The following is a 12,651-nucleotide window of genomic DNA, read 5'->3' as shown; positions in this document are numbered from 1 at the left end:
GTGCGATGGAACATTATATTAGCCTGTTAATTCGCTCTGTTTTCATTGAAAACATGGCACTGGCCTTCTTCCTAGGTATGTGTACTTTCTTGGCTGTGTCTAAGAAAGTCACCACAGCCATGGGCCTAGGGATTGCGGTAGTTGTAGTGTTAACTATCTCTGTCCCAGCAAACCAAGTTATCTATCAAGGGCTGCTAGCTCCTGGTGCACTTGCTTGGGCTGGCGCACCTGAAGCTGACTTAAGCTTCTTGAAATTCATTACCTTTATCGGTGTGATTGCGGCTTTGGTTCAAATTCTGGAAATGGCACTGGACAAGTACTTTCCACCTTTGTACAACGCATTAGGTATTTTCTTACCTTTGATCACAGTGAACTGCGCGATTTTTGGTGCGGTATCATTCATGGTTGAGCGTGACTATAAGTTAGGTGAGAGTGTGGTGTTTGGTTTCGGCTCAGGAGTGGGTTGGGCATTAGCTATCGTATTGATGGCCGGTATCCGTGAGAAGCTGAAGTATGCCGACGTGCCTAACGGCCTACGTGGTTTAGGTATTACCTTTATCACTGCTGGTTTGATGGCCTTAGGTTTCATGTCGTTTTCTGGTGTGTCTCTGTAAGAGACACATAACGGCTTCTTGAATTGGACCTTCTAAGGATAAGTTAATGGATATTCTTGGTATTTTTAAATCTACTCCGCTCGAGGTTTACCTCGGTGTGAGTATGTTTACTGCTATCGTCCTCATCTTGGTATTAGTGATTTTATTCGCTAAGTCTAAGTTAGTGGCTAGCGGTGACATCACGATCGGCATTAATGACGATCCTGAAAAAGCAATTACAACCGGTGCTGGCGGTAAGTTGTTAGGCGTTTTGGCTAACAGCGGTATCTTCGTATCGAGTGCGTGTGGTGGCGGTGGCTCATGTGGCCAATGTCGCGTGGTGATTAAGTCTGGCGGCGGCGATATTCTGCCAACAGAACTTGACCACATTAGCAAAGGTGATGCCCGTAAAGGCTGTCGTCTTTCTTGTCAGGTTAACGTTAAGAACGATATGGAAATCGAGCTTGACGAAGAAATCTTCGGTATCAAGAAATGGGAATGTGAAGTTATCTCTAACGATAACAAAGCCACTTTCATTAAAGAACTGAAGCTGCAAATTCCTGATGGCGAATCTGTACCATTCCGTGCTGGCGGTTATATTCAAATCGAAGCACCTGCTCACCATGTTAAATATGCAGATTTCGATGTACCTGCACAATACCGTGGCGACTGGGAACACTTCGGTTTCTTCAATCTTGAATCTAAGGTTGATGAAGAAACTATCCGTGCATACTCAATGGCTAACTATCCAGAAGAGTTCGGTATTATCATGCTGAACGTGCGTATTGCTACGCCTCCACCACGTAACCTGACACTGCCTTGCGGTAAGATGTCATCTTACATTTGGAGCTTAAAAGCTGGCGATAAAGTGACAATTTCTGGTCCATTCGGTGAATTCTTCGCGAAAGATACCGATGCAGAAATGGTGTTTATCGGCGGTGGTGCGGGTATGGCGCCAATGCGTTCGCACATCTTCGACCAACTGAAGCGTCTTCAGTCTAAACGTAAGATGAGCTTCTGGTACGGTGCACGTTCTAAGCGTGAAATGTTCTACGTAGAAGATTTCGACGGCCTCGCGGCTGAGAATGATAACTTCGTATGGCATGTGGCACTTTCAGATCCTCAACCAGAGGATAACTGGGATGGTTACACAGGTTTTATTCATAACGTATTGTATGAAAACTATCTGAAAAACCATGATGCACCAGAAGATTGTGAGTTCTACATGTGTGGACCTCCAATGATGAACGCTGCCGTAATTGGTATGTTGAAAAATCTTGGTGTCGAAGACGAAAACATCTTGTTGGATGACTTCGGCGGCTAATGTTCATTAGTCCTAGATAGAAAAGTTGCAGATGTTGAGGATAATCTCTCATCTGCAACTTTTGCATTTAAGGGCCCAAATAAGAGTAGTAGGTCACTATGTTTCAGACCTTAAAGATCAATACCTCAGCACTAAAGCATTCATTTAACTGGCTAGTCCTCGTAGGGCTGGCCTTTTTTGTTTCAGCCTGTTCTAAGCAGAACGAAGTCATTTCGTTAGCGGGCAGCACTATGGGGACGACTTACCATATTAAAGTCGTGCCGAATGAGCAGATGCCGACAGCGCAGTTACTTCAAGCGGAAATTGATTTAGCCCTTGAGCTTGTCAATGACCAGATGTCGACCTATCGCCCTGATTCAGAATTATCCCGTTTCAACCAGTTGCCATTGGAGCAAAGCGTTGAAGTCTCACCGGATACCATCAAAGTGGTGCAAGAGGGAGTACGTTTATATCAAGTGACGGATAAGGCACTTGATATTACCTTAGGTCCTTTAGTTAACCTGTGGGGATTTGGGCCAGATAAGCGTCCAACAAAGGTCCCTAGCCAGGCCGATATTGATGCGGCAAAAGCCAAAACCGGTATTAGTGAACTTTCCATTGAAGGTAACCGTCTAACTAAGCACAACGCCCATTTATACGTAGACCTATCGTCGATTGCCAAAGGGTTTGGGGTTGATAAAGTGGCTTCCATTCTTGATAAATATCACGCGACTGGGTATTTAGTTGAAATTGGTGGTGAGCTCAGCATTAAAGGTGCTAAAGGCGATGGTAGCTCTTGGCGCGTTGCCATAGAGCAACCAACAGATGACGGTTCTGAAGCCGTACAGCAGGTTATCTCACCAGGTACTATGGCGATGGCGACCTCGGGCGATTATCGTAATTATTATGAGGAAGACGGCCAACGTTTTACCCATATAATTGATCCGCGTACCGGTTTGCCAATCAATCATAAGCTAGCATCCGTGACCGTATTGCATCAAAATTGTATGACGGCCGACGGTTTTGCGACGGCTATGATGGTTTTGGGCACAGAAGCATCATTGGAGCTTGCCAAGAAGGAACACTTGGCGATAATGCTTATCGAAAAGCAAGGCGACGGATTTAAGGTCTACTATAGTGACGCCTTCAAGCCTTTCCTTATTTAGTTTTTGGAGTAAACCATGACCTCTTTTATCGCGGCATTTGTGATTTTGTTATTATTTTTTTTGCTCATGTCGATTGGTTATCTCATCAAGCGCAAAGCCGTTGAAGGAAGTTGTGGCGGTTTAGGTGTTCTAGGGATTGAGAAAGCGTGCGATTGTGATGACCCTTGTGACAAACGTAAACGTCGTATGGCCGCTGAAGAAGCGCGTCGTGAGAAGTTAACAAAAGACCGTATTATCTAACATTCTCTACATCGTCTGTTTCGACAATAGCCTCCCATCTGGAGGCTATTTTTTTGCCTGAAACTTATCAGCCTAGATGATTCACTTAAATTTATCCTTGGGATATGAGGGAGATAGCGCGCTAATCTAAGCGGAAATGAGAATGGTTGTTATCATTAAGTAGGTGAAATATAAAGATAATTTGAGTTGGCTGCTGAATTGTACTAGGCTAGAAGCTTGATTTAGATCAATCTTTTCACGCTTACCAAGGATAGTAACTTATGAAAGGTCATCCTAAAGTGGTTGGGCAACTGAATCGGGTGCTTACCTGTGAGTTGACCGCCATCAATCAATATTTTCTCCATGCCCGCATGTTTAAGCACTGGGGCCTTGAGAAGCTAAATCACGTCGAATACAAAAAATCCATCCAAGATATGAAGCATGCCGATAAGCTCATCGAGCGCGTACTGTTTTTGGAAGGCCTGCCAAATCTGCAGCAACTCGAGAAACTTCGTATTGGTGAACATAGCCAAGAAATGCTCGACTGCGATCTGGCCATGGTGCAAGAGCAGCTTACATTGCTGCGTGATGCGATTAGCCTATGTGAAGCCGAGCAAGACTATGTGAGCCGCGATCTGCTGGAAGACATTCTCGAAGATGAGGAAGAGCATTTAGATTGGCTCGAGTCGCAGCAAGAGCTCATTACGCTAACCGGTATTCAAAATTATCTTCAATCGCAGATTAGCGACCAATAGGAGCGGGATATGAAAGGCGATAAAGACGTCATCGATGCGTTAAATCGACTCCTAACGGGAGAACTCTCGGCAATGGATCAATATTTTGTCCATGCCCATATGTACGAAGATTGGGGCTTGAATGAACTCTATGAGCGTATCGCCCATGAGTCAGATGATGAGAAAGCCCATGCGGCCAAATTAGTACAGCGCATTTTATTCCTCGAAGGAACGCCTAATGTTGCCGCCCGTGAGGCGTTGAACATAGGTAAAGATGTGGAAGAGATGCTGCGTAATGATCTCGCCTACGAGTACAAGGTCGCGGACGATTTACGCCAAGTGATTGCCCTGTGTGAGCAGAAGCAAGATTACCAAACCCGCGAAATCCTCGAAGTGTTACTCGACGATACTGAGTCGGACCACATGTATTGGCTCGAAAAACAACTCGGACTTATCGACCGTGTCGGGCTGCAAAACTACCTGCAAACTAAGATGTAATCGCTAAATCAAGATCAGCGAGGCTAACTCGCTGATCTTATTTCTACCGCTTCCTATTTTTCGAATCCCTATATAGTCTATATGACTGTAAAACTTTGCCTCTACAAACTCATCCTCTGCAATCCGCCTTAAATTTAGCGAATCCTGTTATACGTTCAATATCCTTTCTTTACAAATACTTATTTACGTTTTTTATGTCGATTTCATCTGTTGTTAACAGGTAAAAATTGTTACCGTGTAAAACTATTTTTGCGAGCCATATTGTTAAGTTGTTGGTCAGCCAGACGGGAAGATTGATGGGATATATGAAACGTTCTCTAAGTTTGCAGTTAGTGGTTACTATCGTTGGTGCGCTTGCAGTACTGCTTACCTTAGTCGCCGCTTTGTTGGTGACGAAAGAAAGTGATAACACGCGAAAGCAGGTCGATGCGGATATTTCGGCGTTAGTTGCCTTAAAAGCCAATGAGATTAGCGGTTACTTTATTGCTAAGGGCCAAGTGATCCATTCAGTGTTTGCCGAGCCGGGTTTAGTGAAGTGGTTTACTCAGTATCACGCCCGTGGCAGTCACCTCGCGGCTGATCGCCAGTACCAAGACATTATTGGTTACTTTAAGTCTTTCTCTGATCGCGATAGTGATGTTAAATCGGTGTTTTTTGGCTCGGCCAATACCTTCGAGTACTTTGACCTTAATGGCCGTTTTGATGGCGATCCAGATTACTACACCAACAAACGACCTTGGTGGCAGGAAGCGATCGATCAAGCCGGGCTCTTTGTTGGCGATCCAGCGGTCGATGCGAACGATGGTTCAATTTCTGCCACGGTTAAAACCCCCGTTTATGCGGCGAATGGTGAGCTGATTGGTATCGGCGGCATGGATATCTTGATTGATACTATTGGAAAATCCCTGCTGGCACCGATTAAATACCGTGATTTTGGCCAAGCTTTCTTAATGACAGACGAAGGCAAGCTAGTGTATTTCCCTGGTTTTTCCGAGCGTTTCCCGCCGGGCTCCTTGGCGAATCAAGTGGATACTCAGTTTAAGGACACATCAGGATTTTCCGCCTTAAGACAACAGATGCAAAGAGAAGCGCAAGGGTTTGCTAATGTTACATTTAATGGCGTTCCCCAGCGGGTGAGCTTTGTGACTGTGGGCGGCGATTATCCCAAACAAAAGTGGCACTTAGCCTTTATGTTGCCTCACGAAGTGATTGAAGCACCAGTGACCGCCGCGTTCTGGAATGCCAGTATGGTTGCCATAGGTATCATGCTGCTAATGGGCGTGACCGTGTGGTTGATGTTGCTGCCCTTTAGACGCCAGTTAGCTAAGTTATTGGATGCGATGGAAGATATCGCCGAAGGTGACAGTGATTTATCAAAACGTATTCTAATGGATCGAGAAGATGAGTTAGGTAAACTTGGCGATGCTTTTAACCGCTTTGCCGAGAAAGTGCAGCATATGTTGTTGGATACACGCAGCTTAACCCAAGAGGTTGGCACGGGCGTTATCGATGCGCGGCAAATCTGCGACTTAGCCGTGTCGTCGGTCTCATCGCAAAAGCAGCAGATAGATTCGGTTGCCACCGCCGCAACGCAAATGGCGCAAACCAGTCAAGAAATGGCTGTCAGTGCCCAGCGGGCGAATGATTTTGCCCAGAAGGCGCAGACTCAAGCCCACGATGGTACACAGATTGTTTCCCGTGCGACCGAAGGGATGAAGGCACTGTCGCAACAAGTGATTGCGGCGGCGAAAGTGATTAAACACTTACGCAATAGCTCAGAGCAAATCGGTGAAGTCTTGAGCGTGATCCGTAACATTGCCGAACAAACCAATCTATTGGCATTGAATGCGGCGATTGAAGCGGCGCGTGCGGGTGAGCAAGGTCGCGGCTTTGCTGTGGTGGCCGACGAAGTGCGCACGTTGGCATCGCGTACCCAAGATTCTACCGCTAACATTCAAGGCATTATCCAAACCTTGCAACAAAGCGCATTGCAGGCTGAGCAAGTGATGGAATCGGGCGTTGAGCAAGCGAAAGCGGGGCAAGAGCTAACGACTCAGGTCGAAGCGGCACTGAATGATATTGCGACGGCGATTATGTCAATCCAACAGCAAACGGTTGAAATAACCGTAGCAATCGATCAGCAAGCCGTGGCAGCCGAGGAAGTGGCGCTCAATGTCGATAATGTGCGGGGGTTGTCGGATCAGTCTTTGCTTTCGAGTCAGGACTTGTCGCAAAGCTTGCAAGGCTTTGAAGATATGACCCGCGCACTTACTCGCAATATCGGCCAATTTAAGATTTAAGCCTGAGCTGGTCAGTGAACTATTCGCTCACTGATCATCAGCTCAATCACGGCATCACTCATAGTGCACTCACAAAAGGAGCTTAGGCTCCTTTTTATTTTAGGTTTCCCGCCCGATCCTCGCTAAATTGATGACGAACACTTGATTACTGTTTTTATATACAGTATTTTGGCGTTGGAGGAATTCAACGTGCGAAAAATTATTCACATCGATATGGACTGCTATTTTGCGGCAGTGGAAATGCGCGACTTTCCCGAATACCGTGGCAAGCCTTTAGCTGTGGGCGGCAGCAGCGATCGTCGTGGTGTTATTAGCACTTGCAGTTATGAGGCACGTAAATTCGGTGTGCGTTCGGCGATGGCGACCGCTTATGCCTTTAAGTTGTGTCCCGATCTCATTTTGGTTCCTGGGCGGATGCAGGTTTATAAAGATGTGTCGCTGCAAATTCGTGAAATCTTCTCCCGTTATACCCCATTGATTGAGCCGTTGTCCTTAGATGAAGCCTATTTAGACGTGAGTGAGTGCCAACAATATAAGGGCTCGGCGACCTTGATTGCGCAGGCCATTCGCAGCGATATCTTAGCCGAAACTGGGTTAACCGCTTCGGCAGGCATAGCACCGGTGAAGTTTTTGGCTAAAGTTGCCTCGGATTTGAATAAGCCAAACGGCCAATATGTGATTACTCCAGAGACACTTCCTGATTTTGTTAAAACCTTATCGCTGCGTAAAATTCCCGGTGTCGGCAAAGTCACCGCCGAAAAGCTCTCCTCGCTTGGGCTCAATACCTGTGGTGATGTGCAAGCCTATTCTAAACCTGAGTTATTGGCGCGATTCGGCAAGTTTGGTGGCGTCTTGATTGAGCGTTCCCAAGGCATCGATGAGCGGGGCATTTCCGCTGACAGGGAACGTAAATCAGTGGGTGTTGAAACCACGCTGGCGAAGGATATTTATAGCCTAGAGCAGTGCCAACAAGTGATGCCGGGATTGATCCAAGAATTAGCCCTACGTTTGAGCCGCAGCGCTAAAGAGCGCAAAATTCACAAGCAAGTGGTCAAGCTCAAGTTTAATGATTTCAAGCAAACCACCATTGAGCATCGTAGTGATGAAGTCTCGATTGTGATGTTTTATGATCTACTCGCACAGGCGATGGCAAGGCAAGAGGGGCGCGGCATTCGTCTATTGGGTATTTCGGTAGGACTCGCCGATTCTATCCTCGCAGTGCCCGAAATCCCAAATGCCCAGACTCAGCTTGATTTAGCGCTCTAGCTGTTTACTGAGTCGATACGCCGCAGACTCATGCCTGAATGGCTCAATAAGCCTCGGGTGGATTCGCCAACATAAAATCAATTAACAGTCTGACCCGCAAGGGTAAATTGTCCCGATCGCGATACATCAAGTAGGCGGTGCGCGGAATACCTTGCCATTCTGGCAGTATTTGAACGAGCTTGCCGCTTTGTATCTGTTCACTCGCCATGCTGATGGGTAATAGCCCAATACCGAGTCCCGCCACTACAGCCTGACTGGCGATCGCCATATCATCGACGGCTAATTTGATATTCCCCCTCGGCTCAAACTCGAAATCTTGTCCTGTGATATTGTGTTGTAAGCGCCATGTTTTTACGGGCTTTGCGATGATAACCGGATGTTGTTCGAGTGCTTCTATGGCTTGCAGTGTATGCCACTGGGTTGCCGATGTGCTGGCGCAAAGCACAAAGCTAATCGTGGTGAGCGGCCTTGCAATCCAATCGGGATCTTTAGGTTCACCCACTCGAAAGGCGATATCGATGGCGTTTTCACTGACATCGATATTCATGTTCGACAGGCTTAAATCGATGTCGATATTGGGATAATGCCGTTGGAAGGCGTTGAGTGATTCACCTAGCCAGCGATAGGTTGTATTGATAGGCGCCGAGATCCGCAGTTTGCCAACCGCTTGATGTTTATCCGCATGCAACTCACCGGATACCTGGTTTAACTCGATAAACAGCGGGCCACAGCGTTCGAGATAACGCTGACCTGTGGCGGTAAGGTTGACTCTATGGGCGTCTCTGTGCAGTAAACGCAGGCCTAATGATTGTTCTAACAGATTGATTCGACGGCTTAAGGTTGAAGGTGGAATGCCTAAGTGTTGCGCCGCGAGCTTAAAGCTCCCTTGTTGTGCCACCACCCAAAATAAGCGCATATCGTCTAAGGAATAATTAAGTTTCATATTTGGAATTTAAGCTCTCAATCTTGTAGGTTTTAATAATATATGAAACTTATAAACTAAGCTCAATCCCAATTATCTCCCTAGAGTCCGATATGAAATCCCATACACCTTACATGACATTCGTTTGTCTACTTATTTGCGTTTTTAGCTGGGGCAGCGTGTTTCCCATAGCTAAGCGAGTGCTGGAGGATATGTCAGGTGAATCCCTCGTATTCTGGCGTTTTACCATTGCGGCGGTGACTCTGGCGTTATATATCGTTTTCACTCGTCAAGCTTGGCCCAAATTGAGTTTGGCACAATACACTGTCATAGCGCTGGTGGGCGTGATTGGTGTGGGCGGCTTAAATCTGGCGTTATTTAATGGGCTGCAGCACACCTCTGCCGCCAATGGCGCCTTGATTATGGCGCTCAGCCCGCTAGTGACTTCAATCGTCAACGCGCTATTACAGCGTGAATGGCTCAGCAGACAACAAGTGTTCAGCTTAGTCGGTGGTTTGGCGGGCGTACTGCTAGTGATCACCAATGGCAGTGTGCAGCAGTTGCTCAACTTTAGTTTTAACCAAGGTGATGTGATGATTGCCGCCGGCATGTTGGCGTGGAGTGGTTATACCATTTGTTCGCAACGGGTCGGCCATTGGTTGCCTGTGTTGCCATTTACCTTGCTGAGTATGATAGCTGCTAGTGTGTCTATGTCCGTTGTTGGGCTAGGCCGTGGTGAGTTTCACGCTTGGCAGGAGTTGATGGGGCTGTCGACGATGGCTTTGTCTAGCGTGCTCTACATAGGTTTATTCGCTACTGTGCTCGGTTATCTGTTTTGGATTAACGGCGTTAAAGCGCTTGGCCCCGCTAAGGCATCGATCTTTTTTAATCTCGTGCCCGTTTTTGCAGCATTAACGGCGTTAGCTATGGGGCAGGCGGTAACGGAAATTCAATTGGTAGGGATGCTGATAGTAATCCTTGCGTTGATGTTACCTATGTTAGTCAACCTACGCGCGGCAAGAGGCTTAGTGGTTAAGCGCTGCTAATCGATGCTAGCTTTGCTGTTTAAATATAAGGGAGCACCTGAATTCAGATAATCACTGCGACAGGTTTATGCTCCCTTATTCGTTGGATGCTACTTAATTAAAACGTCACATATTTGCAAGCTTCCACTTTCAACAACTTACAGTTTAAAACGACTGACTAGCGCCGTGAGGTTACCCGCCATTGACGAGAGTTGTACGCTTGCTGCGTAGATTTCATCAGTGTTGCGTAAACTGTCCTCCGACTGTTCGGCAATGTGTTGAATATTTTGATGACTCTCATTGGCCATAGTGGTTTGCGCTTTGGCAGCGAGGGCGATTTGATTATTCATTTCGCTGATCTGACTCACCATTTCTGCAATATGCGCTAAGGCTTCACCGGCATTACTGGCGGCTTCGACGCTCGAAATCGCTTTTTCATTACCAATATTAATTGCCGCCACAGCGCTTTGGGTGCCATTTTGCACATTGGCGATCATCAATTTAATTTCTTCGGTGGATTGGTGGGTCTTAGAGGCGAGGGAGCGCACTTCATCGGCAACCACAGCAAAGCCGCGTCCTTGCTCGCCCGCTCGCGCCGCTTCAATCGCTGCGTTAAGGGCTAATAGATTGGTCTGTTCGGCAATAGATTGGATCACCTCAAGTACGCGGCCGATATGTTGGCCTTCTTGTTCGAGTTTGTTGATTTGCATTTCTGCCGAGCCTACATCCCCCGCGAGTTCTCGAATTACATTGATGGTTTTTTTCACTCTTTCTTGGCCATCGGCGGTAAAGACATCGGCTTGTTTGGCGGCATCGGCGGCATGACTGGCACTGACTGACACTTCTTGCACAGAGGCAGCAATGTGATCACTGGCATCGGCGATTCTGTGGGTGGCTGCCTGTTGATCCATCAAGGTATGTTTTGCCGTGGCGCTGGTTTTTGCTAGCCCTTCGGCGGCGACATTAAGCTCCGAAGTAGATTGTTTAAACTGCGAGATAATGCCATGTAAGTTATCGAGAAAATGATTGAATGCCTTGGCGAGATCACCAAGCTCGTCCTTAGAGGTTAGCTGGACTCGCTCGGTCAAATCACCATCACCATCGGTAATGTCGTGGATTTTCGCCAGCAAAACTGCGAGCGGCTTACTGATGAGTTTAGGCAAGGCAACGATGAACAGAATGCAGATCAGGATACTAATCGTTAAAGCAATTAACTGCATCTGCTGCCCACGATAGGCGTCATCATCCACTTGGGTGACAGCTGCTGCCGTGTTGCTGTTTAAGTCATCGATCAGCTGATTAATATTTTGATGCAGCTGCTCGAATTGCGTCGCTGCTTGACCAAAACTCAGATCAATTGCTGTCGTGCGACCGTTACGGCCATTTTGGGTGCGCTGATTGCTGATTTCAGAGGTGGTGGTTCGCCATACCTCGAAACTGCGATTTAATTCATTGAGTTTTTCTTTTGCGAGGGGACTTGTGGTCACATCGGCAAACTGATTAAGGTGTTCTTTGACCAGAGATATACTATTAGTATGCTGTTTTAGAAGGCTATTATAGGAGTCCGTGCCCACGTTAACGAACATCAGGCTACGTTCGGCGACTTGCGCTTGGTAAAGCTCTTTATCAGCTTGCAGTAGTTCAGATTGGCTCGGTAAGTATTCGAGTGCGAGCGTATTTGCGCTGCTATTTAATGCTTTAAGCCCTAAGATGCCAGTTGAAGAGGCGAAGATGACTACGCCAGCGAGTAGCAGACTCGGGTAAGTCAGTTTCTGGTTAACGGAAAGATCTTTATACCATTCCATAGTCACGCCCTCCTTGATTGATGCATTGAAAGGTGAGGGCCGCGATAACCACTGAATAAAAGCGGATGCGGCCCATCACTGGCGTTCTCTGGCAATTAGAGTCCGAATTGATCTAGGTTGATCCCGATGGTGATAGCACCAATTGCGGCATCGCCATCCATGACGGGTATCGAAATTTGTACCAGATAAGCTTGGGAGCTAGTGTCAAATTTGACTGGACCTATGTGCTTATCGCCTTTGCCATTGGCAAAGGATTTTTGCCATTTATCCTCGTCACCCTGCCAGTAGTCTGAGGTTTTACTGGTCATGGCGACGTTCGCACCTTGATTATCCATGAGGAAAATTTCTTGGTAGTAAGGTTGGCTGGCTTCGAAGGTGGTGAGAAACTTGGCCGCTTCGTTGTTCATCAAGGACGACATAAAGTCATCAATCCCTGCGGTGGCGATCCATTTTTCATCTAATGTTTTGATCGAATCTAAACTTTTGCCTTGAGCATTTTGCGCTTTAACGGCATTCACCAGCACCACTTCTTTACCTAATGGCATCAGTGAATCGGCTAGATCGATAACGGCTTGGGGGACTTCTTCTGCGAAACTGAGGTTACTGCTGAGCAGTAGTGCGGCGGCTGACAAGATTTTACCAAATTTCATGATCTCTATTCCTTAAGGTCACAGTATTGAAGGGGAAAGCGGCTATCTCTAAAAGCGCGACAAGCAAAAATACGTTCGAGTTAGACAGAACAACTATAGTAGAAAATTCAAGTTATTCAGTTCTTTCATAAAAATTTTATCAATGGCATTTCTGCACACAAATAGAAGGC

General features: G+C 46.8%; 12 protein-coding genes. 9 read left to right on the top strand and 3 right to left on the bottom strand.

All coding sequences use genetic code 11. The features are described from left to right. Nucleotides 1–5 precede the first annotated feature (5 nt). From nqrE to dinB, 8 genes are all read left to right on the top strand, one after another. On the top strand, nt 6–614 hold the full coding sequence (gene nqrE / locus AC5YB3_RS07085; RefSeq protein WP_006080469.1) for an NADH:ubiquinone reductase (Na(+)-transporting) subunit E: 609 nt from the start codon (nt 6–8) through the stop codon (nt 612–614). 46 nt (nt 615–660) lie between these two features. Further along, nucleotides 661–1,917, top strand: coding sequence for an NADH:ubiquinone reductase (Na(+)-transporting) subunit F (gene nqrF, locus AC5YB3_RS07080; RefSeq protein ID WP_006080471.1), 1,257 nt, complete (start codon nt 661–663; stop codon nt 1,915–1,917). 98 nt (nt 1,918–2,015) lie between these two features. Beyond that, entirely contained in the window at nt 2,016–3,062 is a 1,047-nt protein-coding gene (locus tag AC5YB3_RS07075) for an FAD:protein FMN transferase (RefSeq protein ID WP_006080472.1), read from the top strand. A 15-nt stretch (nt 3,063–3,077) separates the two neighbouring features. Continuing rightward, complete coding sequence (gene nqrM, locus AC5YB3_RS07070) at nt 3,078–3,302, top strand: (Na+)-NQR maturation NqrM (RefSeq protein WP_006080474.1); 225 nt, start codon at nt 3,078–3,080, stop codon at nt 3,300–3,302. A gap of 260 nt (nt 3,303–3,562) precedes the next feature. Continuing rightward, entirely contained in the window at nt 3,563–4,036 is a 474-nt protein-coding gene (bfr, locus tag AC5YB3_RS07065) for a bacterioferritin (RefSeq protein ID WP_006080475.1), read from the top strand. Between the two features lie 9 nt (nt 4,037–4,045). Then, on the top strand, nt 4,046–4,513 hold the full coding sequence (gene bfr / locus AC5YB3_RS07060; protein ID WP_006080476.1) for a bacterioferritin: 468 nt from the start codon (nt 4,046–4,048) through the stop codon (nt 4,511–4,513). A 296-nt stretch (nt 4,514–4,809) separates the two neighbouring features. Then, a complete protein-coding gene (locus AC5YB3_RS07055) occupies nt 4,810–6,813 on the top strand; it encodes a methyl-accepting chemotaxis protein (RefSeq protein ID WP_259569303.1) in 2,004 nt (667 codons plus the stop codon). A 189-nt stretch (nt 6,814–7,002) separates the two neighbouring features. Next, entirely contained in the window at nt 7,003–8,079 is a 1,077-nt protein-coding gene (dinB, locus tag AC5YB3_RS07050; RefSeq protein WP_494526845.1) for a DNA polymerase IV, read from the top strand. Between the two features lie 43 nt (nt 8,080–8,122). Here dinB and AC5YB3_RS07045 read toward each other — a convergent pair whose 3' ends face one another. Further along, nucleotides 8,123–9,022 carry a LysR family transcriptional regulator gene (locus tag AC5YB3_RS07045; RefSeq protein ID WP_063884093.1) on the bottom strand — a complete coding sequence of 300 codons (900 nt, stop codon included), beginning with the start codon at nt 9,020–9,022 and terminating at the stop codon, nt 8,123–8,125. A 92-nt stretch (nt 9,023–9,114) separates the two neighbouring features. Here AC5YB3_RS07045 and AC5YB3_RS07040 point away from each other — a divergent pair, with 92 nt between their 5' ends. Further along, the gene (locus AC5YB3_RS07040) at nt 9,115–10,047 is read left to right on the top strand and encodes a DMT family transporter (protein ID WP_494526844.1); all 933 of its coding nucleotides are present in this window, start codon (nt 9,115–9,117) and stop codon (nt 10,045–10,047) included. A 137-nt stretch (nt 10,048–10,184) separates the two neighbouring features. Here the strand turns inward: AC5YB3_RS07040 and AC5YB3_RS07035 are convergent, their stop codons facing one another. Further along, the gene (locus tag AC5YB3_RS07035) at nt 10,185–11,831 is read right to left on the bottom strand and encodes a methyl-accepting chemotaxis protein (RefSeq protein WP_494526843.1); all 1,647 of its coding nucleotides are present in this window, start codon (nt 11,829–11,831) and stop codon (nt 10,185–10,187) included. A 95-nt stretch (nt 11,832–11,926) separates the two neighbouring features. Then, a complete protein-coding gene (locus AC5YB3_RS07030) occupies nt 11,927–12,481 on the bottom strand; it encodes a cache domain-containing protein (RefSeq protein WP_006080485.1) in 555 nt (184 codons plus the stop codon). Between the last annotated feature and the right edge of the window lie 170 nt (nt 12,482–12,651).

The sequence above is a fragment of the Shewanella sp. 1311 genome (genome assembly GCF_059338235.1).
The sequence above is the reverse complement of the archived record's forward strand: the minus strand, read 5'-3'. Positions and strand labels throughout refer to the sequence as shown.